Raw genomic sequence first — 26360 nt, forward strand, 5'->3', positions numbered from 1 at the left:
GTGGCCGGGCGCCTCCGCGGAGCGGCCCCTTGACAGGGTGACGCGCCCCGTAGATCCTCACCTGCAACACCGAGCGAGCGCTCGGTCGGTACGTTGTCCAGCTTACCCCGAGCTATTCCAAGCCGGTGGAGGGAGCGGGAGATGTCGATGCCCGAGGCGCGTCCGTGGCGGGAGCTGTACCCGTCGGCGGTGCCGGCGGAGATGACCGTCGGCCATGATTCCCTGACAGCCGCATGGCGAGCCCGGGTGGAGCGCCACCCGGACGGCGTCGCGCTGCGCTACTTCGACGGCGCGCTCACGGCGCGCGAGGTGGACACCGCCTCCGACGCACTGGCCTGCGCCTTCGCCGCCCGCGGCACCCGGCGCGGTGACCGGGTCGGCATCTACCTGCAGAACATCCCGCAGTACGCCCTGGTGCTGCTGGCCCTGTGGAAGCTGGGCGCCACCGCGCTCCTCCTCAACCCGATGTACCGCCGCAACGAGCTGCGCCGCCTGATCGACGATGCCGGGGCCGTCGGTATCGTCTGCGCCGACCTGGACGTCGAGGAGACCCGCGCGACCCTCGCCGGCAGCTCGGTGCGATGGACGGTCAGTACATCGGCGCTGGACTTCCAGACGCGCAACGACCCGCGTGCCTTCCCCACGGCCGAGCGTCCATCTCCCGCCGCCGACGGCGATCTGGCGGCCCTGCTCAACGAGTTCGCGGGCCGCCGTCCCGAGCCGGTGGATCTCACCCGCGACGACGTGGCCCTGCTGTCCTACACCTCCGGCACCACCGGACCGCCCAAGGGCGCGATGAACTCCCACGGCAACATCCTCAACGTGGCGCTCACCAACGCCGCCTGGGCCGATCTAGCCGATGGCGACGCGGTGTACGCACTGGCCCCGCTCTTCCACATCACGGGGGCGGTGGTGAACGGGGTCATCTCGCTGATCACCCCCACCACCCTGGTCCTCACCGGCCGCTTCCGGCCCGAGGTGGCGCTGGACGCGCTCGTGGAGCACCGGGTGACCTATATGGTCGGCTCGATCACCGCGTACAACGCGATGTACGCGGTGGAGCATGCCGGACCGGAACACTTCGCCGCGGCCAAACACCTCTTCTCCGGCGGGGCTCCCATCCCGCCCGCCACTGTCGACCGGTTCCGGGAACGATTCGGCGTCTACATCCACAACGTGTACGGCATGACCGAGACCAGTTCCGCCGTCATCGCCGTGCCACCCGGCACCACCGCGCCGGTGCACGAGGCCAGTGGCACCCTCTCCATCGGCGTGCCGCTGCCCAACCTCACCGCCCGGGTCGTCGACCTCGACGGCAATCCGCTGCCCCCCGGCGAGCAGGGGGAACTCGAACTGAGCGGCCCCCAGGTGGTCGCCGGCTACTGGCGGCAGCCCGCCGCCACCGAACAGACCATCCCCGGCGGCAGGCTGCGCACCGGCGACGGCGCGATCATCGACGAGCAGGGCTGGGTCTACCTCGTCGACCGGCTCAAGGACCAGATCAACGCCTCCGGTTACAAGGTCTGGCCGCGTGAGGTCGAGGACGCCCTCTACGAGCACCCGGCGGTCCATGAGGCCGCCGTGGTCGGGCAGCCGGACGACTACCGCGGCGAGACCGTCGTCGCCTACGTCTCGCTCACCGCCGGTGCCTCGGTCACCCCGGACGAACTGATCTCCTTCACCCGCGAGCGGCTGGCCGCATACAAGCGGCCCACCGAACTGCACATCCGTGCCGACCTCCCCAAGACTCAGACCGGCAAAATCCGGCGCACCGAACTGCGCAGGGCCGTGGGCCACGACCTTCCTCCCACCACGACGAAAGGCTGACCGGTGCAGCACCACCCCACCGACCAGAACAACGCCACGCAGGCAGCGGGCCGTCTCGCCGGACGCACCGCCGTGGTGACCGGGGCCAGCCGCGGGATCGGCCTGGCCATCGCCGAACGCCTGGTGGCTGAGGGCGCGCGGGTGTGCATCACCGCCCGTAAGCCCGAGCCGCTGCTCGAGGCCGCCCGGACACTGCCCGACGGCAGTGTGCTCGCCGTGGCGGGCAAGGCGGACGACCCCGAGCACCGCGCCGAGGTCCTCGACACCGTGGCCCTGGAGTTCGGCCGCCTCGACATCCTCGTCAACAACGCTGGCATCAATCCGGCGTACGGCCCCGTCACCGAGATCGGCCTCGACGTGGCCCGCAAGGTGCTGGAGGTCAACGTGCTCGCCACGCTGGGCTGGGTGCAGGCCACCCTCGCCCACCCGCAGCTGCGCTTCGCCGAGCGCCACGGCACCGTCGTCAACCTCTCCTCCGTCACCGGCGACACACCCGCGCCCGGCATCGGGCTGTACAGCGTCAGCAAGGCCGCCGTCTCCCACCTCACCCGTGCCCTGGCCGCCGAACTCGGCCCGGACGTCCGCGTCAACGCAGTCGCCCCGGCCGTGGTCAAGACCCGCTTCGCCCAGGCGCTCTACGAGAACAGGGAGGACGAGGTCGCCGCGGCCTACCCGATGCGGCGGCTCGGCGCACCTGCCGACGTGGCCTCCGCCGTCGCCTATCTCGTCTCCGACGACGCCTCCTGGGTCACCGGCCACGTCCTCACCGTCGACGGCGGCCTCGCTGTCGCCGGCGGCACCGCCTGACCCACGGCACCCGTTCAACGAAAGGACCTGGACCATGTCCCCCAGCACTCTGCCGCCCTCGGTCGAGGAACTGCGCGAGCGCACCCGCCGTTTCATCCGTGAGACCGTCATCGACGCCGAGCCCGTCCCCGGCGAACGACTGCAGGGGGACACACGTGTCCGGCTGCAGGCCGCGGCCAAGGAGGCCGGGGTCTTCGCCCCCCACGTGCCCACCGAGTACGGGGGCCAGGGCCTGCCCATCGAGCACTGGTCACCGATCCTGCAGGAAGCGGGCTACTCGCCCATCGGCCCCAGCGTGCTCAACTGCATGGCCCCCGACGAGGGCAACATGCACATGCTCCACCTCATCGCCACCGAGGAGCAGAAGAAGCGCTACCTGTTCCCGCTCGCCACCGGTGAGATCCGCTCCTGTTTCGGCATGACCGAGCCGCACCCCGGTGCGGGCTCCGACCCGGCGGCGCTGCGTACCTCCGCCGTACCGGCCGAGGGCGGCTGGGTGATCAACGGGCACAAGCGGTTCATCAGCGGTGCCGTCGGCGCCGGCTTCTGCATCGTGATGGCCCGCACCCCCCAGACCGGGGACGCCCCCGAGGGCGCCACCATGTTCCTCGTCGACATGACCAACCCCGGCGTCCGGATCGGCGCCCCCATCCACACCGTCGATCGCTACATCGACGGCGGCCACCCGCACGTCCACCTGGAGGACTGCTTCGTTCCCGACGAAGCAGTCCTCGGATCGCCCGGTCAGGGCTTCCGGTACGCGCAGGTGCGGCTCGGACCGGCACGGCTCACCCACTGCATGCGATGGCTCGGGCTCGCCCGGCGCTCCCTGGACATCGCCCTCGACCGGGCCGAGGAGCGAGAACTGTTCGGCGCTCCGCTGAACGCGCTCGGCCTGGCGCAGAACCTGATCGCCGAGTCCGTCATCGACATCGAGACCTCCGACGCGATCATCGACAAGACGGCCGCGCTGCTGGCGAGCGATCCCCGGGCCGGCTCCGCGATGTCCTCGGTCGCCAAGGTGTACTGCTCAGAGGCCATCTCCCGAGTCATCGACCGGGCGGTCCAGCTGTGCGGCGGCGACGGCGTCTCCGACGGGCTGCCGCTGGCCCAGTACCTCAACGAGATCCGCCCGTTCCGCATCTACGACGGGTCCACCGAGACGCACAAGTGGGCCATCGCCCGCCGGGCCGCCAAGCGGCGCGGCGCCGAAGTACAGGCCGGAGAGCGCCACCAGGGCACCGCCGTCGTCCGGGGCAAGGAGGCGTGATGGAGACCATCCCCGATGGCATCGAGGTCGTCGCCGACCGGGAAGCCGCGGACCGGCTGACCGTCCCGCCCCTGCTCATCGTCGACGAGATCACCGGCTTCCTCGACAAGCACGGCATCGGCAGCGGCCCCCTGTCCTGGGGACGCATCGGCGACGGGCACTCCAACGTCACCTATCTGCTCCGGCGGGGCGACACCTCCGTCGTGCTGCGCCGCGGGCCGCGCCCGCCGCTGCCCAGGTCCACCCACGACATGGTCCGCGAGGCGCGCATCCAGCGGGCCGTGGGTGGCCACGGCGTGCCGGTGCCGGAGATCCTCGCCATCTGCGAGGACGACTCGGTGCTCGGAGTGCCCTTCTACTTGATGGGCCATCTCGACGGCGCCGTCATCACCGACACCGTCCCCGCCCACCTCGACGCTCCACAACGACGCCGGACCACGGGACTTGCGGTCGTCGACACCCTCGTCGGCCTGCACCGCCTCGACGTCACCCAGGGCGAACTCGCCTCCTTCGGGCGGCCCGAAGGCTATCTGGGCCGGCAGGTGGAGCGCTTCGCAGGCCTGTGGGACGTCAACACCACCCGCAGCCTGCCGACTGTGGCCCGGCTCGCCGACTGGCTCGGCAACAACCTCCCGGTCAGCCAGGCCGCCACGGTGGTGCACGGTGACTACCGCATGGGCAACCTGATGTTCGCGCCCGACGGCCCGCCCCGGCTCCTGGCCGTCCTCGACTGGGAGATGGCCACCCTCGGCGATCCGCTGGCCGACCTCGGCTACCTCGTCGCCACGTACGCGGAGAAGGGGCAACCCGTCACCCCGCTCGAACTCACCCCCGTCACACGTGAGGAGGGGTATCCCACCCGCGCCGAGCTTGTCCGGCATTACCACGCCGGCATGGACCACCTCGATCTCACAGCCCTCCCCTGGTACCAGGCCCTCGCGCTGTGGAAGGCGGCGATCTTCTGCGAGGCCATCTACACCCGGTGGCTGCGCGGGGAGCGCCCCAACGACCGCACCTTCGGGCCCTCGCTGGAGGCAGGGGTACCCCTGCTGCTGGAGGCAGCCGCCGCACACGCCGCCGGCTGACCGCGGCGTCCGGCCGCACCCCCGGCGCCCCAACGCAACGCCCTGCCCCTGCCTGCCCAGAGCAAAGGAGCTCTCGTGAGCGACGTACAGACATCTCACGGCGCGCCGCACGAAGCCGGAGCACCGACCGGCCTCTCGCTGCGTGCCAAGCGCAAGTCCCTCATAGCCAGCACGGTCGGCAACGTCCTTGAGTGGTACGAGTGGAGCGCGTACGCCGTCTTCACGCCGTTCATCGCCACGGCCATGTTCAACTCCCAGGACTCGGTCTCCGCCCTGCTGTCCACCCTCGCGGTGTTCGCGGTCGGCTTCCTCATGCGGCCCCTGGGCGGCATCGTCTTCGGCCGTATCGCCGACCGGCGCGGGCGCAAGTTCGTGCTGATCACCACCATGCTGATGATGGCCGGAGGCAGCCTCGTCATCGGCTTCCTCCCGTCGTACGCATCCATCGGCGCCTGGGCCTCGCTGATCCTGCTGCTGGCCCGGGTGGTGCAGGGATTCGCGCACGGCGGCGAGTCGGCCACCGCCAACACCTATGTAGCGGAGATCGCGCCCAGCCACCGGCGCGGCATGTGGGGCAGCATCGTCTTCGTCGCCATCTTCGGTGGCTCCGTCGTCGCCTATACCGTCGGCGGTGTGGTCACCTCCACCCTGACGGAGAGCGCCGTCGCCGACTGGGGCTGGCGCATCCCGTTCTTCCTCGGCGCGTTCCTCGCTCTGGCGGCGCTGTACCTGCGCCGCAACATGGAAGAGAGCGACGTGTTCGAGAACGAGCAGTCCGGCCCGGCGGACGCCGGCAGGCCGGTCTCGCGCAAGCAGGTGACCCGGTCGGTGCTGCTGGTCATCCTGATGACGTCCGGCATCACCTCGGCCCACTACACCTGGACCTCGTACGTCTCCACCTACGCCATCACCCAGCAGGGCATGGACCCCGGCGTCGCCTACTGGTGCTCGGTCGCGGCCCAGTGCATCGCGCTGGCGACGCTGCCTCTGTGGGGATACGTCTCCGACCGGGTCGGACGCCGCCCGATGATGCTCGCCTTCGCGGTGCTGATGACGACCCTGCACATGCCGCTCACCGGGATGATCGGCTCGGCGGGCTGGACGCTCTTCGTCGCGGCCACCGTGGCACTCGTCGTCGTGGCCATCCCCGGCGCGCTGCTGTCGGCCACCATGGCGGAGACCTTCCCGACCAAAGTGCGCACCCAGGGCATCGGCTTCGCCTACTCCATCTCCGTCGCCCTCTTCGGCGGCACCGCCCCGTACCTCAACCAGCTCTTCATCGACCTGGAGATGGCGCAGCTCTCCGAGGTCTACATCATGGTGCTGTGCGTGTGCACCGGTATCGCCGTGTACCTGATGAAGGAGACCAAGGGCATCGAGCTGAAGAACGCCTGAGGCGGCGCCCCGGGCGGGCCGGGCTCGGCACCGGAACTACGGGTGCCGAGCCCGGAACGAGGCACTGTCACGTTGGTGAGCTCCCATAGGGTGATCTTCAGGTTGATCATGGTGGAGGGGGTTGCTCGGAGTGCCGTGTCGCCGTCGTCCAAGGGGCACCGGTACCCGGTCGAGATCATCTCCCACTGCGGGTGGCTGTCTCACCGCTTCCCGCTGTCGTTCCGGGAAGTCGAGGAGCCGATGCCCGGGCGCGGTGTGCTCGTCTCGTACGAGACGATCCGGCGGTGGTGCGCGAAGTTCGGCCGGATCTATGCCGATGAGCTGCGCCGGCCGCGGCCGGGGGACACGTGGCACCCGGACGAGGTTTTCCTCACGCTCGACGGACAGCGGCAGTACCTGTGGCGGGCGGTGGACCAGCACGGGAACGTGCTGGACATACTCGGTCGGCCCCAGCGCGACACCCGCGCCGCCGTGCGGTTCTTCCGTCGGCTCCTGAAGGGCCTGGAGTACGTGCCGCGTGTGGTGGTCACCGACAGGCTCCGCTCCTACGGCGCGGCCCACCGCCAGGTCATGCCGGGGGTGGAGCACCGCAGTTCGAGGTACCTGAACAACAGGGCGGAGAACTCGCACCAGCCCACCCGCCGGCGCGAACGGGCGAGGAAGGGCTTCCGCTCCGCCGGCGGGGCCCAGCGGTTCCTTTCCGCGTTCGGCGGCATCTCACCCCACTTCAAGCCCCGCCGCCCCCCGATGACCGCCGCCGGCCACCGAGCCGGGATGACCATCCGCTTCGCGATCCGGGACCGGGCCACCGGCGCCGCCAGGCCCGCCGCGGCCTGAGCACCGGCCCGAAACCCGACCCCCGCCACATCCCGACGCGCCGTCAGAGAGCCACGCACCCCACAACGTGACAGCGCCCGGCAGATGCATCCGCGCTTTCCGGTGATCCCCGAACAGCTCGGTCTCTCCACCGGGCGCACCCCTGCGCAGCAGCGCGCCGCGTGGGGGCACGAGGTCTTGGAGGTGCACCAGCACCGGCGTCACCGCCGCTGACGTGCGGTCGGCGGGTCGGCCCCGGCCGTGCTGCACCCCATCACAGCGGTCGGAGCCTTGCCCGGGGCAACATACACCCGGAAAGCCACCATCCCGCTTAAACGGGTGCACATCGCGGTGACCGCGCGGTTGTGTGGTCACCGCGATGTCCGAGGGGCGATGCTGAGAGGCATGTCCGTGTCCTCGTCCACATCCTCGGCGCCGAGCGCATACGAGAGGCTGCGCGAGCAGTACGCACTGCGGCTGCCCACGTCATTGGAGGATCTCGCCGGTCCGGCGACCGGCATGGTGCACCTGCCCTTGCACGTTGTCTGGTCCGGTCGCCGCTCGTACGGGCTCGGCCGGCCTCGCTCGCGGATGAGTCTCTACCGCACCGTACTGGCCGAGGGGCAGCGTCAGGACCTGATCGCTTTCCTCAACCGGGACCTGCTCATCGCCCAGTGGCCGATCTTGCGTACGCTGATCAGCCGACCCCTCCGCGACGCCTGGGAGAGCCACTTCCCCGAGCTGCCCGTGGACAGGGCCGCTACTGCCGCGTGAACCTCTCCGAACCGCACCGACGCCTCCTGGCCGACGTCCTCGACATTGGAACCCCATACCCCCTGGTGATCACCGGCGGGTACGCCGTCCAAGCTCACGGTCTGGTCGACCGACTCTCCCAGGACGTCGACGTAGCCACCGAGGGGACCTGTCCCCGAGTGGTGGACACCTCCTACCCGGTCCCGGCAGGGGCCGGGTAGGAGGGATCTCTCCCAGCGGTACGAGATCGTCGGCTCTCACGCTGCACCTTCCCCACGCCACGGCCGGCCTCCATCGTGATGGCAGGGGGATCTCGCCGACCAGGCGCCGACCACGCCGGCGCCCGGGCTCGTGGTCTTGCCGCAGACGATCACAGGCGCTTCAATGCACCCACCCCCACAGGAGGAATACCCGATCCATACCCAGCGAAGGGGTTCTTCTTGACCGCCATACGCGCCACCGCCGTCACCGCGGCCGCCTGCGCCACCGTGCTCGCCATTGCGTCGCCCTCGTCCGCGATCAACTCCTACAACGCGACCCCCGCCCCCGAACGCACCGAGGTCGGCGCCCTCGTGGCCACCTGGGACAACGACGGCGATCCGGCTACCCCGGACCGCGTCGACTGGGTCTGCTCCGGCACGATGATCGACGCGGACACATTCCTGACGGCCGCTCACTGCACCACGGACTGGCCGGACAACGTACGGTTCTACGTCTCTCTCGACCAGGACGTCCAGGCCGGACTGGACGCCGCCGCGAAGAAATACCCCGGCGACCCCGTCACCCAGGCGAGAACCGTCGCTGTCCAGGGCGCGGCCCACAGCCACCCCGGCTACCCGGGCCCCGCCGCCGACACGCACGACATCTCGGTCGTCGAACTCCCCGCCGCGGAGATGAGGTCACGCTGGTCCTTCACCCCGGCCGCGCTGCCGACCGCCAACCAGTTGGGGGTGCTCGGACCGCAGAAACTCAACTCCACCGACTGGGTCGTGGCCGGATACGGCACCCAGGAGGCCGTGAAGGGACCGGGCGGCCACACCCACCCGGGTGGCGGTGTCCGGATGAAGGCACCGGTGAGCTTCGACGCCCTCAACGACGCCTGGGTGCACCTCGCCATGACCGCGCCGCAGGGCAACGGCGGTACCTGCTACGGCGATTCGGGCGGACCCAACTTCGCCGTCATCGGCGGTAAGCGCATCCTCGCAGCGACAACCATCACCGGCGACAGCCCGTGCTACGCCACCAATGTCACCTACCGGCTGGACACTCCAGGAGCGCGCGCCTTCCTGTCGCCGTTCGTGCAACTGCCCTAACCCTCAAAGCGCACAGGGCCGGGTGATGCCGGTGGCGGGCCATGCTGCCGGCACCACCCGGCCCAGCACGTTTGATGGGTCAGCCGGGCACTGTCACGTTGGCTGACGGTGTGGGACGGTCTTCGGGTTGACCGTGCCGTGTCGGGGGTTGCCGGTGCTGTCCGTGCCGCTGCCGTACAAAGGGCACCGGGTACCCGGTGGAGATCATCTCCCCCTGTGTGTGGCGGTACTTCCGGTTCCCGTTCGGCTTCCGCGAGGCCGGGGAGCCGATGCCCGGGCGCGGCGTGGTCGTCTGCCACGAGACGGTCCGCCGGTGGTGCCCGAAGTTCGGGCGGTCCTACGCCAACGCGCTGCGCCGCCGACGTCCCCGCCCCGGCGACAGGTGGCACCTCGACGAGGTCTTCCTCACGCTCAACGAAGAACAGACGTACCTGTGGCGGGCCCCGGACGCCGACGGCACCGTGCTGGACATCCTCCTGCAGAGCCGCCGGGACAAGGCCGCGGCATGACGCGTCTTCCGCCGCCTGAGGCGGAAGACCCGGGCGGTGCCCCGGGTGATCGTCACCGACAGGCTCCGCTCCTACCGGGCGGCCCACCGCGAGGTCATGCCCTCCGTGGAACACCGCTCGCACCAGGGCCTCAACAACCTGGCAGAAAACAGTCATCAGCCCACCCGGCAGCGCGAACGCGCCAAGAAAGGATTCCGCAGCATTGGCGCAGCCCAGTGGTTCCTGGCCGCGTTCCGCGGCATCTCACCCCACTTCCGGCCCCGCCGCCCCCCGATGACCGCCGCCCGCTACCGAGCCGAGATGACCATCCGCTTCGCGATCCGGGGCCAGATCACCGGCGTCGCCGGCCTGTCCGCCGTAGCCTGAGCCGCTGTCACCACCGAAGCCGAAACACGCCGAACCGGCTCACACCCTCGAGCACTCGCTCAACCTGACAACGCCCGGCCTATGGCGTTGTCAGCGGGCGCTCGTGGGCTGCCGGGCATGGCCCGTTCCTGGACGCGACTGCATGAGCACCTCGGTGTGCCGCCCGGCCCCGTCACCTTCGGCATGGTCGAGAAGGCCGCCGCCGACCGGCTGGCCGAGTTTGATGATCTGGATGGTGAGGAGCAGTTTCCCAGCCTCCTTGCGAGGATCGGTGGAACGAGCTGGCCAGGGACGTCGCCGCGATGGCCGACACCCATGGTGGCCTGATCATCTTCGGAGTGCGGGACAGACGTGCGAGCTGGTCGGCATCGATCCCGACGAGGTGAACACCGAGCAGTACGCCCAGTGGGTCCGCAACAACGTCCAGCCCTACCTGCCTGACCTCACCTTCACGCCCCTCACCTTGCCCCGATGGCGCCCGCACTCCGCCGCCTCGCGATGGTTCCGTGAGCCTCCCCGTCCCGGACCGGTGCGTCCCGGCCCCGGGGGACGCCCGGACAGGGGGAAGCCGTCTTCTTCGCCGATGGGGGTGGCGGCACGCAGTAGATGCAGTTAATCTACAGCCATAAGGTTATCTGGTTGCGGCGAGCGGTCGATCCGCAATTGCTTGAGAGGTGAGAGCGGTGCCGGCGAACGAGGGTGTTCACGATCTGGTCGTCCGACGGCGTGATCAGTTGGCCCAGGACGTGGTGCGCCTGACGCTGGCGTGCCCCGATGGCGGCGAAGTCCCCTTCTGGGAGCCGGGCGCGCACATCGACCTGGTCCTCGGCGGCGGCCTGGTACGCCAGTACTCGCTGTGCGGTGACGTCGGTGACCGTGCCGGATTGCAGGTGGCGGTGCTGCGCGAGCAGGTCGGCCGCGGGGGCTCCGTCCACGTCCACGACAGGTTGGCGGAAGGGGACCGTATCCAGGTCCGCGGCCCCCGCAACAACTTCGCTCTCGTCGACAGCCCTGAGTACCTGTTCATCGCAGGCGGTATCGGTATCACGCCGCTCATGCCTATGATCCGCCGGGCAGAGGCGGCGGGGGCGGAATGGACACTCCTCTACGGAGGCCGGACCCGCTCCTCCATGGCGTTCCTCGACGAACTCGCCGGTGAGCGCGCCGACCGGGTCCGCATCCAGCCCCAGGACGAGTTCGGGCTGCTGGACCTGGAGTCGGTCCTGGGTGAACCCCGGGACGGAGTCGCCGTGTACTGCTGCGGGCCGGAACCACTGCTGGAAGCGGTGGAGAAACTCACCGCGCCCTGGCCGCAGGGGAGCCTGCACCTCGAGCGGTTCTCCCCCAAGACACTCCACGACGTCCCCGAGCCCGGAGCGTTCGTCGTGAAACTCGCCCGCACGGGCACCGAGGCCACCGTGCCCGCAGACCGCTCCATCGTCGACGTGCTCGGCGAGGCCGGCGTCGACCTGCCGACCTCGTGCCTCGAGGGCACATGCGGCACCTGTGAGACGGCCGTGCTCGAGGGCAGGCCCGATCACCGGGACTCCCTGCTCTCCGAGGAGGAGCGCCGGCAGGGCAAGACGATGATGCCCTGCGTGTCCCGGTGCCTGTCACCGACCCTGGTTCTGGATCTGTGACGAACCGGGCCACCGGCACACACCTGCGCAAGGACCGGACGGGGCGGGCCGTGTGCGCTGGGGCGCGCCGCCCGGCCGCGAGGGCGGCCCGGCGGCGTGCCCCGGGGCCCGCCCCTTTCGCGCCCCGGCGGCGCCCGGCCGTCCGGCTGACCCATGGGCGCGTCAATTCCGCCCTGAAAAAGGAGACCTGATGGACAGTGACCTTTTCGAGCCCGACCACGAGGCCTACCGCGAGACCGCGCGTTCCTTCGTCCAGCGGGAGGTCGTGCCGAACATGGCGCGCTGGGACGAGGAGCGCTGCGTCGACAGGGAGACGTGGAAGAAGGCCGGCCGCGCCGGCCTGGTGGGGCTCCCCGTGCCGGAGCGCTTCGGGGGCGTGGGCGAGCCGGACTTCCGCTACCGCGTCGTCCTGTGCGAGGAGATCGCCCGCGTCGGCGCCTCCTCGCTGCAGTCCTCGTTCAGCACGAACGACGACATCGTGCTCGGCTACCTGCTGAACCTGGCGACCGAGGAGCAGCAGGAGCGGTGGCTGCCCGGCTTCGCCACCGGCGAGACCGTCGGTGCGATCGCGATGAGCGAGCCCGCCGCCGGGAGCGACCTGCGGGGGATCACCACCACCGCCGTCCGGGACGGCGACCACTGGGTGCTGAACGGCTCGAAGACCTTCATCACCAACGGCATCCTGGCGGACCTCGTCGTGCTGGTCGCGCGGACCGACCCGGACGCCGGCAGCAAGGGGTACAGCCTCTTCGTGGTGGAACGCGACACCCCCGGCTTCACCCGCGGACGCAAGCTGGACAAGGTCGGCCTGCAGGCGCAGGACACCGCGGAGCTGTTCTTCGAGGACGCCCGCGTCCCCGCCGGCAACCTCCTCGGCCCCCTGGGCAGCGGCCTGCCCTCGCTCATGCAGAACCTGCCGCGGGAGCGGCTGGCGATCGCGGTGGCGGCACAGAGCTCGGCGGAGGCGGCGTTCCGCTGGACGCTCGACTACGTCCGCGAGCGGCAGGCCTTCGGCAAGTCGGTCGCGGAGTTCCAGAGCGTCGGGTTCACCCTGGCGGAACTGCGTACCCGCATCGAGGTGACCCGCGCCTACATCGACCGCTGCGTCAGGGCCATCAACGCCGGAACGCTGACCGCGGTGGACGCGGCGAAAGCCAAGTGGTGGGCCACCGACATGCAGTGGAAGATCATCGACGCCGGAGTCCAACTGCACGGCGGATACGGCTACATGAAGGAGTACCCGATCGCCCAGGCGTTCATGGACGCGCGCATCCAGCGCATCTACGGCGGCACGAACGAGATCATGAAGGAAATCATCAGCCGCGACCTGGTACGCACCCCCTGACGGCCACGGGGCCGCAGGAGGGCCGGGCCCGGCCCCCCCTGCGGCCGCCGCCCGCACGACGGCCCCGGACCACACCCCTCCCCGGACACGCGGATCACGGACCACACCGATCACGCGGGACACGAGGCGACGCCGAGCAGTCGGACGGGCGGTCGACACATCATGGAGCTGATATGACGAAGCGTTGGGGCATCACCCTCCCCGTGGCGGGACTGTCGCTCCCCGACCATCGGGAGCTGGTCGCCTCCCTGCCGGACATGGGCTACACGGACGTCTGGTCGGCCGAGGCCAACGAGACCGACGCCTTCACCCCGCTGGCACTGGCCAGTGCGTGGGCGCCCGCGCTGCGGCTGGGAACCGCGATCGTGCCGGTGTTCACCCGTGGGCCGGCCGACCCTGGCCGTGAGCGCCGCCACCCTGGCCGCGGCGGCCCCGGGCCGGTTCGCCCTGGGCATCGGCACCTCCTCCGACGTCATCGTCGAACGCTGGAACGACATCCCCTTCGAGGAACCGTACAAACGGGTGCGGGACACCGTGCGGTTCCTGCGCTCGGCGCTGCGCGGGGAGAAGGTGACGGAGACCTACGACACCTTCACGGTGCGCGGGTTCACCGCGCAGCTCGTCCCTGAGGAGCCACCCCCCGTGCTGGTCGCGGCCCTGCGCCCCGGCATGCTGCGACTCGCCGGCCGGGAGGGGGACGGCGCCGTCGTCAACTGGCTGTCGGCGCAGGACGTGTGCACCGTGGCCCCCTACGTCCGTGAACGGGACCCGGACAAGGAGATCGTCGCGCGGATCTTCGTGATGCCCGGAGCGGACCCCGATACCGCCCGCGCCCTGGGCCGGCGGATGATCGCCGCCTACCTCAACGTCCCCGTCTACCGGGCCTTCCACGAGTGGCTGGGCCGCGGGGACGACCTGGGGCCGATGTGGAAGGCGTGGAGCGACGGCGACCGCGCGGCGGCACTCCGGGCCATCCCCGACGCGGTGGTCGACCAGCTGGTGCTGCACGGCCCGGCCGCGCACTGCCGTGAGCGAATCCAGCACTACGTCGACAACGGGGTCACCACCCCCGTGATCCACATGGTGGGCGCCGAAGGCGATCCGGTACCGCTGGTGCGCGGGCTGGCCCCCACGGGGTGAGACGGCCGGGCCGGCGCACGGGGAGAGAAACCTCCCCGGGGGCTGGCTCACCGGTCCCGAACACCCATATGCTTATCTATAGCCATTAGTTTATTGGTGGCAGGTTCCCCTCACGCCGCCGCGCACCGCCGCCGTCCTCGTGAGCCTGCCATCACCTGCGCCGCCACGCGCTTTTGGAACCCGTCATCCCTGTCCGGCAGGGAGCCCGGTACGTCCCGGCGAAACGGTCGATCGAACGAGGCGGAAGAAACGAGGGAGCTCCATGGAACTGGACCGATGGGAACTGTTCATCGGCGGGAAGTGGTCCGCGCCGGCCGACGGCGGCCGGGCCGAGGTCGTCGAGGCCGCCACCGGAAAGGTCCTGGGCCGGACCGCGATGGCGTCGGCCGCGGACGTCGACGCGGCGGTGACCGCAGCCGAATACGCGCTCACCGGGCCATGGGGGACCATGCAGGCCGGCGAACGGGCAGACCTACTGGACCGGTTCGCGGCGGCGCTGAAGGCCCGCGGACGCGACATCGCCCCCCTGGTCAGCCGGGAGAACGGGATGCCCCTCTCGCTCTCCATCCCCGTCAACGGGTTCAGCGCCTCGATGATCGTCTCCTACTACGCCCGGCTGCTGCGGGAACTGCCCGCGACGGACGTACGGCCGAGCCTGATCGGCGAGACCGTCGTACGCCGCGAACCGGTGGGCGTCGTCGGCGCGATCACCCCGTGGAACTACCCGCAGTCCCTGGCCGCGATGAAGATCGGGCCGGCCCTGGCCGCAGGCTGCACGGTCGTCCTCAAACCGGCGCCGGAGACCGCCCTGGACGCCTTCTTCTTCGCCGACGCCGCGCAGGAGGCTGGACTGCCCCGGGGCGTGCTCAGCGTCCTGCCGGGCGGCCGCGAGGCGGGGGAGCACCTGGTCTCCCACCCGGGAGTCGCCAAGATCGCCTTCACCGGCTCCACGGCAGCGGGCCGCGCCATCGGGGAGCAGTGCGGACGCCTGCTGCGGCCGGTCACCCTGGAACTGGGCGGGAAATCCGCCGCGATCATCGCCGAGGACGCCGACCTCGCCGAGTTCACCGGGGCGCTCCTGGACGTGAGCCTGACCAACAACGGCCAGACCTGCCACGCCAGCACCCGGATCCTGGCCCCAGCCTCTCGCTACGACGAGGTGGTCGACGCGGTCACCGACACCGTCCGCGGCCTGCGCATCGGTGACCCGCTGGACAGGGCGACGCAGATCGGCCCGCTCGTCAGCGCCGCCCAGCGCGAACGCGTCCACGCCTACATCGACCTCGGCGTGCGGGAAGGAGCCCGCCTGACCACCGGCGGCACCGCGCCGGTCGACGGCCTGACGGACGGCTGGTTCGTGCGGCCGACCGTCTTCGCCGACGTGAGCAACAACTGGCGGATCGCCCGCGAGGAGATCTTCGGCCCGGTGCTGTGCGTGATCCCCTACGAGGACGAGGACGAGGCGGTCGCCCTCGCCAACGACTCCGAGTACGGCCTCGCCGGCACGGTCTGGACCGCCGACATGGCAAGGGGCATGGACCTCGCCGCCCGGATCCGGTCCGGCACGGTCGGCATCAACCAGTACGGCGTCGACCTCCAGGCACCCTTCGGCGGAGTGAAGGCCAGCGGGTTGGGCCGTGAGATGGGGCCGGAGGGCCTCGACCCCTACCACTGCCTGAAGTCGGTCTACCGGCCGGCGCAGGAAGCGGCGAGCTGACACGAGCGAGTGGGCCGGACCGGCAGCCGCCGCACCGGCCCCAACCGGTACACCACAGGAGACAGGACAGCAATGACCACCTCGAAGGAGACGGCCGGCGAGGCCGCGACGCTGGAACGGCGCGGACACGTGGGAGTCATCACCCTGAACCGTCCGCAGGCCATGAACGCGGTGAACTCCGCCCTCTCGGCCGCCGTCGGCGCGGCACTGGAGGAGATCGCCGCCGACCCCGATCTGCGGGTCGGTGTGATCACCGGCGCGGGTCGGGCGTTCTGTGCGGGCGCCGACCTGAAGGAACTGGCCGCCGGACGCCCGGTGACGGCCGAGGGGCACGAGGAATGGGGCTTCGCCGGTCTGGTGCAGCACCCGATCGACAAGCCGCTGATCGCCGCGGTCAACGGGTTTGCGCTGGGCGGCGGCACCGAGATCGTCCTCGCCTGCGACCTGGTGGTCGCCGCCGAGGAAGCCCGACTGGGCCTGCCCGAGGTCAAGCGCGGCCTGATGGCGGCCGCGGGCGGAGTGTTCCGCATGCCCCGGCAGATCCCGTCCAAGGTCGCGGCCGAACTCCTCTTCACCGGCGAACCGATGAGCGCGCAGACCGCCCACGGCTGGGGCCTGGTGAACCGGGTCGTACCGGGCGAGCAGGTCCTGGCGAGCGCGCTGGAACTGGCCGAGTCCATCGCCGCCAACGCGCCCCTGTCCGTCCAGAGCAGCAAGCGGCTGATGCGGGACAGCTACGCCTACGGCTCGGACCTGGACCCGCAGCTGTGGACGCTCAACCACAAGGAAATGGCCGCCCTGATGGCCAGCGAGGACGCCAAGGAAGGCCCGCGCGCCTTCGCCGAGAAGCGCACCCCCCGCTGGACCGGCCGCTGACACCCGGCCGGACCCCGGTGCGGCGCCCGTGGAGCGACACCCCGGACGCCCGCCGACCCCACCACCGCCCGCACGTTCCTCACGAAAAGGAAGACCCATGACCGAAGCGGTAATCGTGGATGTGATCCGCACCCCCTCGGGGAAGGGCAAGCCCGGCGGGCAGCTGTCCGGGGTGCACCCGGCAGACCTCCTCTCCCGGGTACTGCGCGCCCTGGTGAAGCGCAACGACCTCGACCCCGCCCTGATCGACGACGTCATCGCCGGATGCGTCTCCCAGTCCGGCCAGCAGACGATGAACATCGCCCGCAACGCGGTGCTGGGCGCGGGCCTGCCCGAATCCGTGCCCGGCACCACCATCGACCGGCAGTGCGGTTCGAGCCAGCAGGCCGCGCACTTCGCCGCCCAGGGTGTGATCGCCGGCGCCTACGACGTCGTGATCGCCTGCGGCGTGGAGTCGATGAGCCGGGTACCGATGTTCAGCAGCTCGCAGGGCGAGGACCCCGCCGGGCCCGCCGTGGCCGCCCGCTACCCCGACGGCCTGGTCAACCAGGGCATCTCCGCCGAACTCATCGCCGCCCGCTGGAAGCTGGACCGGAACACCCTCGACGAGTTCTCCGCCCGCTCGCACGCCCGCGCGGCCGCCGCGGCGGCCTCCGGCGCCTTCGACAACGAGATCCTGCCGATCACCGTCCCCGGCCCCGACGGCACCGAGCGCACGCTCACCACCGACGAGACCGTCCGGGCCGCGACCACCGCCGACGGCCTGAGCGCGCTCAAGCCGTCGTTCCGCAACGAGGCCATGGGCGAACGGTTCCCGGAGATCGACTGGTCCATCACCCCGGGCAACTCCTCACCCCTGACCGACGGCGCCTCCGCCGCTCTGATCATGAGCGCGGAGAAGGCCGCCGCCCTGGGCCTGCGTCCCCGGGCCCGCTTCCACTCGTTCGCGGTGACCGGCTCGGACCCGCTGCTCATGCTGACCGGAGTCATCCCCGCCACCGAGAAGGTCCTCGCCCGCGCCGGCCTGGCGATCGGCGACATCGACGCCTACGAGGTCAACGAGGCGTTCGCGCCCGTCCCCCTGGTCTGGCAGCGGGAACTGGGCGCCGACCCCGAGCGGCTCAACCCGCGCGGCGGTGCCATCGCCCTGGGCCATCCGCTCGGTGGGTCCGGCACTCGTCTGCTGGCCACCCTGCTCAACCACCTCGAGGCCACCGGCGGCCGTTACGGCCTGCAGACCATGTGCGAGGGCGGCGGCATGGCCAACGCCACCGTCATCGAACGCCTCTGACTCCACCCCACCCCCACCACACCTCGTTCGAAGAAGGGAAATGCCGTGGATATCACCGGCAGCGTCGCCCTGGTCACCGGCGGCGCCTCGGGCCTGGGCCTGGCCACCGTCAGGAAGCTGGCCGCCTCCGGAGCACGGGTCGTCATCGCCGACCTGCCCTCCTCGCCCGGCAAGGCCGTCACCGAGGAACTCGGTGACGGAGTCGTCTTCGCACCCGCCGACGTCACCAGCGAGCAGGACATCACCGCCGCCCTGGACGCCGCCCGGGAACTGGGCACCCTGCGGGTGGCGGTGAACTGCGCGGGCATCGGCAACGCCATCAGGACCGTCGGCAAGCAGGGCCCCTTCCCCCTGGCAGACTTCACCAAGGTCCTCCAGGTCAACCTCGTCGGCACCTTCAACGTCATCCGGCTGGCCGCGGAACGCATCAGCCGGGCGGAGGAGATCGACGGGGAACGCGGAGTCATCGTCAACACCGCTTCCGTGGCCGCCTTCGACGGCCAGATCGGCCAGGCCGCCTACTCCGCCTCCAAGGGCGGCGTGGTCGGACTGACCCTGCCCGTCGCCCGTGACCTCGCCTCCCTGAAAATCCGCGTGGTCACCATCGCCCCCGGTCTGTTCGAGACGCCCATCCTGTCCGGGCTCACCGACGAGGCGAAGGCCTCCCTCGGCGCGCAGATCCCGCACCCCTCCCGGCTGGGTGACCCCGCCGAGTACGCGGCGCTCACCGCGCACATCGTGGAGAACCCGATGCTCAATGGGGAGACCATCCGCCTGGACGGCGCGATCCGGATGGGCCCGCGCTGACACGCCCCCACCCCTGGTCCACGTGTCCGCGCCCCGCGAGGCGCGGACACGTGGACCTCGTCCCCCCGCCCGGCACCGCCGGGTGCACCCACCCGGCTCCCCACGGAAGGGACTACTGCCATGCGTATCGGGATACAACTGGACTACAGCGGCGGTTTCGTCGAAGCCGTCGAGGAGTTGCGCGACCTGGAACGCGCGGGACTCGACATCGTCTTCGTCGCGGAGGCCTACAGTTTCGACGCGGTCAGCCAGCTCGGCTACATCGCCGCCAAGACCGACCGGCTCCAGATCGCCTCCGGCATCCTGCCGATCTACTCCCGCACCCCCACCCTGATGGCCATGACCGCCGCGGGACTCGACTACGTCTCCGGCGGCCGCTTCACCCTCGGGCTGGGCGCCTCCGGCCCCCAGGTCATCGAGGGCTTCCACGGCCTGCCGTACCACGCGCCGCTGGGCCGGACCCGGGAACTCGTCGAGATCTGCCGCAAGGTCTGGAGACGCGAGGCCGTCACCCACGAGGGCCTGGCACTACCGCATCCCCCTGCCGGCCGAGCAGGGCACCGGACTCGGCAAATCCCTCAAGCTCATCAACCACCCCGTCCGCGACCGGATTCCGGTGATGCTCGCGGCCATCGGCCCCAAGAACGTGGCACTGGCCGCGGAGATCGCCGAGGCGTGGGAGCCGATCTTCTTCCACCCCGGCAAGGCGGCCGAGGTCTTCGGCCCCGCCCTCGCGGAGGGCCGTGCCAAACGAGCACCGGAACTGGGCGAACTGGAGATCAGCATCGGAGTCCCCACCGCGATCGGCGACGACACCGAGGAGGCGCTGCGCGCCGTCCGCGCCCAACTCGCCCTCTACATCGGCGGCATGGGGGCCCGCGGCAAGAACTTCTACAACGACCTCGCCCACCGCTACGGCTACCCGGAGGAAGCCGAACGCACCCAGGACCTCTATCTGGCCGGACGCAAGGACGAAGCCGCCGCCGCCCTCCCCGAGGAACTGGTACGCGCCCTGTGTCTGGTGGGTACCGCCGACGAGATCGGCGAGCGCCTCACCGCCTACGCCGAGGCCGGCGTCACCACCCTGTCCCTGCAGCCGGTGGGCCCAAACGCCGCCGACCGCCCCGGACGCGTCCGGCTCGTCGAACAGGTCGCCGCACTCGCCGCCGGCTGACTACCCGACCCTCTGACCCCCGCAGCCCAGACGCCCGACCCGCACACCGCGCGGAGCACAAGGAGGACACGATGCCCGGACCGCTGGCAGGCCTGCGGGTGGTGGAACTGGCCGGTATCGGCCCCGGACCGCACGCGGCCATGCTGCTGGCCGACCTCGGCGCCGACGTCGTACGCATCGAACGGCCCTCCGGCGGCATCCGGACCGTGCCCGAGGGCCGACCGGACTGGCTGCTGCGCGGCCGTCGCTCGGTGGCGGCCGACCTCAAGGACCCGGCCGGACGGGACACCGCGCTGCGGCTGGTCGAGCGGGCCGATGTGCTGATCGAGGGCTTCCGACCCGGCGTGACCGAACGCCTCGGTATCGGCCCGGACACCTGCCTCGCCCGCAACCCCCGCCTGGTCTACGCCCGGATGACCGGCTGGGGCCAGGACGGCCCCCTGGCCGACCGCGCCGGACACGACATCAACTACCTCTCCCTCACCGGCGTCCTGCACGCCATCGGCACCACCGGCGCCCGCCCCACCGCCCCCCTCAACCTCGTCGGCGACTTCGGCGGCGGCTCCCTCTACCTGGTCATGGGCATCCTCGCCGCCCTCTTCGAACGGGAACGCTCCGGAGCCGGCCAGGTCGTCGACGCCGCCATCGTCGACGGCACCGCCTCGCTCGCACAGATGATCTGGGCCTTCCGGGCCGCCGGAGTCTGGAACGACCGGCCCGCCACCAACCTGCTGGACACCGGCGCCCCGTTCTACGACACCTACGCCTGCGCCGACGGCGCGTACGTCGCCATCGGCGCCCTGGAACCGCAGTTCTACGCCCAGCTCCTGGACGGCCTCGGCCTGGACCCCGACCACCTGCCGCCCCAGAACGACCCGGCCGGCTGGCCCGCCCTGCGTGCCGCGTTCACCCGGGCCTTCGCCACCCGCACCCGCGACGAGTGGATCGAGGTGTTCACCCACACCGACGCCTGCGTCACCCCCGTCCTCACCTTCGCCGAAGCCACCGAACACCCCCACCTGGCCGCCCGTAACACCCTCACCACTCTCGACGGCGCCCCCCAGGCCGCCCCCGCGCCCCGCTTCTCCCGCACCACCCCCGACACACCCACCGCCCCGCCCGCCCCCGGCACCGACACCGACGCCGTGCTGCACGACTGGGGCATCACCGCATGACGCCGGACGCGGGAGCGCCACGCCCCAAGGAGCCACGATGAAACGAGGCCTGTACACCGCCGACCACGAGGAGTTCCGCGAGGTCGTCGCGGAATTCGTCAGACGGGAGGTCACCCCCCACCTCGACCGGTGGGAGGAGCAACGGCTCATCGACCGGGACGTCTGGCTCGCCGCGGGCAAGCAGGGCATCCTCGGCCTGGCCGCACCCACGGAACACGGCGGAGCCGCACTGAGCGACTACCGCTACCGCAACATCGTGCAGGAGGAACTGGCCAAGGTCTTCGCCTCCTCCCTGGCGTCCGGCTTCTCCCTGCAGGACGACATCGCCATCCCCTACATCACCTCCCTCGGCACCGAGGAGCAGAAGCAGCGCTGGCTCCCGGGAATGGCGGCCGGCGAGCTGATCGGGGCCATCGCGATGACCGAGCCGGGAACCGGCAGCGACCTGCGGGGCATCAAGACCTCCGGCACCAGGGTCGACGGCGGCTGGCGGATCAACGGCAGCAAGACCTTCATCACCAACGGCATCCAGTCGGACCTGGTGATCGTCGTGGTGCGCACCGACCCCGACGGCGGCTCGCAGGGGTTCAGCCTGCTGGTGGTCGAGCGGGGGATGACGGGATTCACCCGCGGCCGCAAGCTGGCCAAGGTCGGCCTGCACGCCCAGGACACCGCGGAACTGTTCTTCGACGACGTGTTCGTTCCGGACACCCACGTCCTGGGCACCGTCGGGGGCGGGTTCGGGCAACTGGTCTCCCACCTGCCGCTGGAGCGCCTGTCTATCGCCGCGCACGCCATCGCGCTCGCCGACGCGGTGCTGGCCGACACCATCACCTACACCCAGCAGCGCGTCGCCTTCGGTCAGCCCATCGCCGACTTCCAGAACACCCGGTTCGAGCTGGCCGAACTGAGCACCGAACTCGACGTCACGCGCGCCTTCGTCGACAGGGCGGTCCTGGCCCACGGCGAGAACGACCTCACCGTGGTCGACGCCGCCAAGGCCAAGTGGTGGGCCACCGAGGTCCAGAACCGGGTCGTCGACCGATGCCTGCAGCTGCACGGCGGATACGGCTACATGCTGGAATACCCCGTGGCCCGCGCCTTCCAGGACTCCAGAATCCAGAAGATCTTCGGGGGCACCAACGAGATCATGAAGCAGATCATCGGACGGGACATCATCGGCCGGAAGTGATCCGCCCGCACCCCGGCCCGCGCCCGCGTCACCGCCCCACCCGGCGGCGGCGCGGGCGCCGCGCGTCTGCGGCGAAGCGGAGCAACGGCGGCACGGGCCTGCGGCGTCCGGCACCCCTGGGGACGCACGACGCCCCGGCCGGACATCCCGAAAACCCCGGCCGGACACGGGGATGCGGCCTGGTGCCCTTCCCGCGTCCGGCCGGGGGGTGAAGGACACTCCCCGGCCGGAGGGCTCAGGCCCCGCCGGGGTCCGCACCGTCCTCGAGCCGGGCGGTGCCGTCCAGGGCGACCCGCACCTTTACGCCGGCGAGCTCGCTCCGTGCCATCTCGGCCAGCTCATCGGCCTGACGGCAGATCGCCAGGGTCCGCCCGCCGTCCGGGGCCCGGACACTGAGGAAAGCCCGCTCCGGCAGGCCCTCCCGGTCATGGACCACCGTCCACGCCTCCAGTGACCCGGTCCCCTCCCACTGCGTCAGCGCCCGGACCCTGGGCTCGCGGTCCACCTCCGCCTGGACGTCCGGCGCCCGGAAACCGGCGGCCGGCGGCTCCGTCCCGTACACGCCCATCGCGTGTTTGGTGAGATAGCCCCCGTTCGCGGTGACCAGCCCCACCGACCCCGGGGCGGAACGCAGCCGGGCCGCCATCGTGGCGATGGAGTGGCTGACGTAGTTGTTCCAGGGACCGCCCGCGAACGTCAGACCACCGGTCACCGTCAGCGGACGCGCCGGATCGTCGATCGCCAGCCCCAGCTCCTTGGCCGCCACCTGCACCGCGGAAGGGAAACACGAGTAGACGTCGACGAGATCGAGGGCGCCGACATCGGTGCCCGCGAGCTCCAGCGCCCGCCGACCGGCGATGCGGATCGCCGGCGACCGGTGCAGCGCGCCGCGCTCGCCCAGCTCATGGGTGTCGTGCGCCTCCGCACCCGCCAGCGGGAACACCCACCGCTCGGACGGCACCCCGTACAGTCGGGCGGCCCGCACCGAGCACAGCAGCAGCGCCGCCCCCTGCTCCACCATGTTGTTGGAGTTCATCAGCTTCGTGTACGGCCACGCGATCCAGCGGTTGGAGTCGGACGGGGTCAGGATCTCCTCCGCCGTGTGCTCACGCCGGATCCAGGCGTGCGGGTGGCCGGCGGCGACCCGGCTGAAACCGGCCCACAGCTCCGCGCTGCGCCGCATCTGCTCCGCGACGCTGCGGCCCGCGGCGATGCGGTGGGCCTGCTCGAACAGCGGATACACCCAGGAAGGCGGCTCGAGCCCGATGCGCTTCTCGCCCTGCCCCAGGAGCGGGCCCTGGGAGCCGAGGGGCGAGGCCGCGGGGACCGTCTCCTCCTGGACTGTCCACGCGGGCCGCTCGCCGTTCGCCCGCAGCCGCATCCGGGTCCGCCACGCCTCCGCGCCGCCGATCAGGACGACGTCCGCCCGGCCGGCGGCGATGTCCAGCGCGGCCCGGTTGAGCAGGGCCTGCGGATTGTTGCCGCCGTCGGCGGTGTACCCGGTGTGCCGGGGGGACGCGCCGACCCGTTCGGCGACCAGCGCGCCGGGATCGCGGTAGCGCCAGGAGAGCATGCGCACGACCTGGACCGAGTCCAGCGACTTCAGCAGCCCCGAGCCGCCGGAGTCCCGTTCGGCCTCACGGGCCGCCGCCGCGAGCAGGTCGACCGGCTCGAGCGCGCCGTCGCGCTGGTCGACCTGCCCGACGCCGACCAAGACCGGGGTACGGGGATCGAGGCTCATCCGCGCACCGCTTCCAGGATCCGGCCGCGGACCTCGGGCCGGGGCCAGCCGGAGAGGATTATCGTGGTGACACACGTCGGGCGCCACCGGCGCTCGATCTCCTCGCAGATCTTGTCGGCCGGCCCCACCAGCGCGACGTCCTCCACCATCGCCGTCGGGATCGCCTCCCTCGCGGCCTCCTTGCGGCCCGCCAGGTACAGGTCCTGCACCTCCGCGCACACCTCGCCCCAGCCCATCCGGGCAAAGACCTCGGTGTGGAAGTTGGCGCCCTTCGCGCCCATGCCGCCCGCGTACAGCGCGATCATCGGCTTGATCTTCCGGGCGGCCACCTCGACGTCGTCGTGTTCGGCGATCGGGCAGACGGCGGCGACCTCGAAATTGCCGGGGCCGCGCCGAGCCCCCGGCCGGGCGAAACCCTCCTCCAGAGCCGCCCGGTAGAAGCCGTCGCTCTTGGGGGAGAACCACAGCGGGATCCAGCCGTCGGCGATCTCGGCGGCCAGCGCCACGTTCTTGGGCCCCTCGGCGCCGAGCAGAACGGGGATGTCCGCCCGCAGCGGGTGGACCGTCGACCGCAGCGGCTTGCCCAGCCCCGCGCCGCCCGGATGCGGCAGCTGGTAGTGCCGGCCCGCGTACGTCACGGGCTCCCGGCGCTCCCAGACCCGGCGCATGATGTCCACGTATTCCCGGGTCCGCTCCAGCGGCCGGGGGTAGGGCTGCCCGTACCAGCCCTCGACGACCTGCGGCCCCGAGGCCCCCAGTCCGAGCATCACCCGCCCACCGCTGAGGTGGTCCAGGGTGAGTGCGGCCATGGCCGTCGCGGTCGGTGTACGCGCCGAGAGCTGGGCGACCGACGTGCCCAGGCCGATGCGCGACGTACGCGCCCCCCACCACGCCAGGGGAGTCAGCGCGTCGGAGCCGTAGGCCTCCGCGGTCCAGAAACTGTCCACCCCCAGCGCCTCGGCCTCGGTCAGCCGCTGCTCGACCTTCGCCGGTGGGCCGGAGCCCCAATAACCTGCCTGGAATCCGACCTTCACAACCGTCCCTCCGCCGTGTGCGAGAGCGCCCCGGACCCGCCGGAGCGCTCCATGTTGGGTTCCTCCACGCGAGCCTCAGCGGTTGCGGTAGACGGGCGGACGCTTCTCCAGGAACGCGGCGACCGCCTCCTGATGGTCCTTCGTCATGGTGCTGAGGATCTGCGTGCGATTCTCCAGCTCGACCGCCGACCGGAAACTCGGCGCCTCGAGGTTGGCCCACAGCACGCTCTTGGTCATCCACACACCGAACGGACTGTTCTCCGCGATCGCCGACGCCCGGTCGAGCGCCGCCTCCAGCAGCTCGTCGTCGGGCACCACGGCCGACACCAGACCGATCCGCTCGGCCTCCCGGGCATCGAGGGACCCTCCGGTGAGCAGCAGCTCGGCGGCCCGGGAGAAACCGATCAGACGCGGCAGCAACCAGCTGACCCCGATGTCACCCCCGCCCAGACCGCGCTTGATGAACGAGGCGTGGAAGGCGGCCGACGACGCCATCACCCGGATGTCGCAGAACAGCGACAGCGCCATGCCACCGCCGGCGGCGGCTCCGTTGACGGCCCCGACGATGGGCGCACGCACCCGCCGGAAGGCCTCGCCCAGACTGACGATGTGTTCCTGCACCCGCAGCCCGGCCTGGGGGCGCCCCTCACCCTCGACCGCCCCCGGAGCGGCTCCATAGCCGCGGAAGTCGAAACCCGCGCAGAAGGCCCGGCCCGCCCCGGTGAGCACCACGGCCCGCACCCGCGGGTCGTCCCGGACACCGTCGAGCACGTCGTGGAGACCCTGGATCAGGTCGGAGGTCATCGCGTTCAGTTTGTCCGGCCGGTTCAGCCGCACGAGCAGGATGCCCGGACGCGGCTCCTCCGTCTCGATCACTGTGCTGGTCATCAGTGCTCCTTGTTTCGTCACCCATGCGGTCGGCCAGGTGGGCCGCGGCCTTCCGCGGCCACCGCGTGACGGCACCGTAGCCGCACCGAATTAACCTAATAGCATAAGGTTGGTGAGGCAAGAGTCGCGCTGGAGAGGAGCCGCCCGTGCGTGACTCAAAGCGCTGGGTGCCGTCCGCCCGACTCGGGCGCCGCGCGCC

Annotated in this window: 22 protein-coding genes and 2 pseudogenes; 21 read left to right on the forward strand and 3 right to left on the reverse strand. The window is 71.1% G+C overall.

The window, feature by feature from the left end:
- Window positions 1-141 precede the first annotated feature (141 nt).
- From WJ438_RS37380 to WJ438_RS37480, 21 genes and pseudogenes are all read left to right on the forward strand, one after another.
- Window positions 142-1827 carry a class I adenylate-forming enzyme family protein gene (locus WJ438_RS37380; protein ID WP_406729106.1) on the forward strand — a complete coding sequence of 562 codons (1686 nt, stop codon included), beginning with the start codon at window positions 142-144 and terminating at the stop codon, window positions 1825-1827.
- 3 nt (window positions 1828-1830) lie between these two features.
- Window positions 1831-2634 (forward strand): SDR family oxidoreductase, encoded by an 804-nt coding sequence (locus tag WJ438_RS37385; RefSeq protein WP_406729107.1) that lies wholly within the window; start codon window positions 1831-1833, stop codon window positions 2632-2634.
- A 34-nt stretch (window positions 2635-2668) separates the two neighbouring features.
- Complete coding sequence (locus WJ438_RS37390) at window positions 2669-3904, forward strand: acyl-CoA dehydrogenase family protein (RefSeq protein WP_406729108.1); 1236 nt, start codon at window positions 2669-2671, stop codon at window positions 3902-3904.
- Window positions 3904-4989, forward strand: coding sequence for a phosphotransferase family protein (locus WJ438_RS37395; protein ID WP_406729109.1), 1086 nt, complete (start codon window positions 3904-3906; stop codon window positions 4987-4989). Before WJ438_RS37390 ends, WJ438_RS37395 begins: the two co-directional genes overlap by 1 nt.
- Window positions 4990-5064: 75 nt before the next feature.
- Entirely contained in the window at window positions 5065-6384 is a 1320-nt protein-coding gene (locus tag WJ438_RS37400; RefSeq protein WP_406729110.1) for an MFS transporter, read from the forward strand.
- A gap of 108 nt (window positions 6385-6492) precedes the next feature.
- Window positions 6493-7221: an IS6 family transposase gene (locus WJ438_RS37405; RefSeq protein ID WP_406729111.1), complete on the forward strand. Its 729-nt coding sequence runs from the start codon at window positions 6493-6495 to the stop codon at window positions 7219-7221.
- Window positions 7222-7605: 384 nt separating this feature from the next.
- Window positions 7606-7974, forward strand: coding sequence for a hypothetical protein (locus WJ438_RS37410; RefSeq protein WP_406729112.1), 369 nt, complete (start codon window positions 7606-7608; stop codon window positions 7972-7974).
- The gene (locus WJ438_RS37415; protein ID WP_406729989.1) at window positions 7971-8174 is read left to right on the forward strand and encodes a hypothetical protein; all 204 of its coding nucleotides are present in this window, start codon (window positions 7971-7973) and stop codon (window positions 8172-8174) included. Before WJ438_RS37410 ends, WJ438_RS37415 begins: the two co-directional genes overlap by 4 nt.
- A gap of 219 nt (window positions 8175-8393) precedes the next feature.
- Window positions 8394-9266, forward strand: a complete 873-nt coding sequence (locus WJ438_RS37420) for a trypsin-like serine protease (RefSeq protein WP_406729113.1) — start codon at window positions 8394-8396, stop codon at window positions 9264-9266.
- Between the two features lie 154 nt (window positions 9267-9420).
- Window positions 9421-10141 (forward strand): annotated as a pseudogene (locus WJ438_RS37425) (IS6 family transposase).
- Window positions 10142-10258: 117 nt separating this feature from the next.
- Complete coding sequence (locus tag WJ438_RS37430) at window positions 10259-10468, forward strand: hypothetical protein (protein WP_406729114.1); 210 nt, start codon at window positions 10259-10261, stop codon at window positions 10466-10468.
- 356 nt (window positions 10469-10824) lie between these two features.
- A complete protein-coding gene (locus WJ438_RS37435) occupies window positions 10825-11781 on the forward strand; it encodes a PDR/VanB family oxidoreductase (protein WP_406729115.1) in 957 nt (318 codons plus the stop codon).
- Between the two features lie 190 nt (window positions 11782-11971).
- Window positions 11972-13126 carry an acyl-CoA dehydrogenase family protein gene (locus WJ438_RS37440; protein WP_406729116.1) on the forward strand — a complete coding sequence of 385 codons (1155 nt, stop codon included), beginning with the start codon at window positions 11972-11974 and terminating at the stop codon, window positions 13124-13126.
- Between the two features lie 402 nt (window positions 13127-13528).
- Window positions 13529-14266 carry an LLM class F420-dependent oxidoreductase gene (locus WJ438_RS37445; protein WP_406729117.1) on the forward strand — a complete coding sequence of 246 codons (738 nt, stop codon included), beginning with the start codon at window positions 13529-13531 and terminating at the stop codon, window positions 14264-14266.
- Window positions 14267-14528: 262 nt separating this feature from the next.
- Window positions 14529-15983 (forward strand): aldehyde dehydrogenase, encoded by a 1455-nt coding sequence (locus WJ438_RS37450; protein ID WP_406729118.1) that lies wholly within the window; start codon window positions 14529-14531, stop codon window positions 15981-15983.
- Window positions 15984-16055: 72 nt separating this feature from the next.
- Window positions 16056-16859, forward strand: coding sequence for a crotonase/enoyl-CoA hydratase family protein (locus WJ438_RS37455; RefSeq protein WP_406729119.1), 804 nt, complete (start codon window positions 16056-16058; stop codon window positions 16857-16859).
- Between the two features lie 97 nt (window positions 16860-16956).
- Entirely contained in the window at window positions 16957-18150 is a 1194-nt protein-coding gene (locus WJ438_RS37460; RefSeq protein ID WP_406729120.1) for a thiolase family protein, read from the forward strand.
- Window positions 18151-18195: 45 nt separating this feature from the next.
- Window positions 18196-18957 (forward strand): 3-hydroxyacyl-CoA dehydrogenase, encoded by a 762-nt coding sequence (locus WJ438_RS37465; protein WP_406729121.1) that lies wholly within the window; start codon window positions 18196-18198, stop codon window positions 18955-18957.
- Window positions 18958-19077: 120 nt separating this feature from the next.
- Window positions 19078-20131: pseudogene (locus tag WJ438_RS37470) on the forward strand (LLM class F420-dependent oxidoreductase).
- 71 nt (window positions 20132-20202) lie between these two features.
- A complete protein-coding gene (locus WJ438_RS37475; RefSeq protein ID WP_406729122.1) occupies window positions 20203-21306 on the forward strand; it encodes a CaiB/BaiF CoA transferase family protein in 1104 nt (367 codons plus the stop codon).
- A gap of 37 nt (window positions 21307-21343) precedes the next feature.
- Window positions 21344-22498: an acyl-CoA dehydrogenase family protein gene (locus WJ438_RS37480; RefSeq protein WP_406729123.1), complete on the forward strand. Its 1155-nt coding sequence runs from the start codon at window positions 21344-21346 to the stop codon at window positions 22496-22498.
- A 235-nt stretch (window positions 22499-22733) separates the two neighbouring features.
- On the opposite strand, the gene WJ438_RS37485 is transcribed toward WJ438_RS37480, so the two are convergent.
- From WJ438_RS37485 to WJ438_RS37495, 3 genes are all read right to left on the reverse strand, one after another.
- The gene (locus tag WJ438_RS37485) at window positions 22734-24239 is read right to left on the reverse strand and encodes an acetyl-CoA acetyltransferase (protein WP_406729124.1); all 1506 of its coding nucleotides are present in this window, start codon (window positions 24237-24239) and stop codon (window positions 22734-22736) included.
- Window positions 24236-25273: an LLM class F420-dependent oxidoreductase gene (locus WJ438_RS37490; RefSeq protein ID WP_406729125.1), complete on the reverse strand. Its 1038-nt coding sequence runs from the start codon at window positions 25271-25273 to the stop codon at window positions 24236-24238. The genes WJ438_RS37485 and WJ438_RS37490 overlap by 4 nt, the downstream gene beginning before the upstream one ends.
- Before the next feature lie 75 nt (window positions 25274-25348).
- Complete coding sequence (locus WJ438_RS37495) at window positions 25349-26161, reverse strand: enoyl-CoA hydratase/isomerase family protein (RefSeq protein ID WP_406729126.1); 813 nt, start codon at window positions 26159-26161, stop codon at window positions 25349-25351.
- Window positions 26162-26360: the final 199 nt, after the last annotated feature.

The organism is Streptomyces sp. GD-15H (assembly GCF_045291515.1).
In the GTDB taxonomy this organism is placed as follows: Bacteria; Actinomycetota; Actinomycetes; order Streptomycetales; family Streptomycetaceae; genus Streptomyces.

Bases quoted from the DNA above. Each gene is read 5' to 3' on its own strand.
- WJ438_RS37450 (WP_406729118.1), top strand. From the start codon at position 14,529: ATGGAACTGGACCGATGGGAACTGTTCATCGGCGGGAAGTGGTCCGCG.
- WJ438_RS37410 (WP_406729112.1), top strand. From the start codon at position 7,606: ATGTCCGTGTCCTCGTCCACATCCTCGGCGCCGAGCGCATACGAGAGG.
- WJ438_RS37380 (WP_406729106.1), top strand. From the start codon at position 142: ATGTCGATGCCCGAGGCGCGTCCGTGGCGGGAGCTGTACCCGTCGGCG.
- WJ438_RS37485 (WP_406729124.1), bottom strand. From the start codon at position 24,239: ATGAGCCTCGATCCCCGTACCCCGGTCTTGGTCGGCGTCGGGCAGGTC.
- WJ438_RS37460 (WP_406729120.1), top strand. From the start codon at position 16,957: ATGACCGAAGCGGTAATCGTGGATGTGATCCGCACCCCCTCGGGGAAG.
- WJ438_RS37475 (WP_406729122.1), top strand. From the start codon at position 20,203: ATGCCCGGACCGCTGGCAGGCCTGCGGGTGGTGGAACTGGCCGGTATC.
- WJ438_RS37455 (WP_406729119.1), top strand. From the start codon at position 16,056: ATGACCACCTCGAAGGAGACGGCCGGCGAGGCCGCGACGCTGGAACGG.
- WJ438_RS37495 (WP_406729126.1), bottom strand. From the start codon at position 26,161: ATGACCAGCACAGTGATCGAGACGGAGGAGCCGCGTCCGGGCATCCTG.
- WJ438_RS37430 (WP_406729114.1), top strand. From the start codon at position 10,259: ATGGCCCGTTCCTGGACGCGACTGCATGAGCACCTCGGTGTGCCGCCC.
- WJ438_RS37480 (WP_406729123.1), top strand. From the start codon at position 21,344: ATGAAACGAGGCCTGTACACCGCCGACCACGAGGAGTTCCGCGAGGTC.
- WJ438_RS37405 (WP_406729111.1), top strand. From the start codon at position 6,493: ATGGTGGAGGGGGTTGCTCGGAGTGCCGTGTCGCCGTCGTCCAAGGGG.
- WJ438_RS37440 (WP_406729116.1), top strand. From the start codon at position 11,972: ATGGACAGTGACCTTTTCGAGCCCGACCACGAGGCCTACCGCGAGACC.
- WJ438_RS37390 (WP_406729108.1), top strand. From the start codon at position 2,669: ATGTCCCCCAGCACTCTGCCGCCCTCGGTCGAGGAACTGCGCGAGCGC.
- WJ438_RS37395 (WP_406729109.1), top strand. From the start codon at position 3,904: ATGGAGACCATCCCCGATGGCATCGAGGTCGTCGCCGACCGGGAAGCC.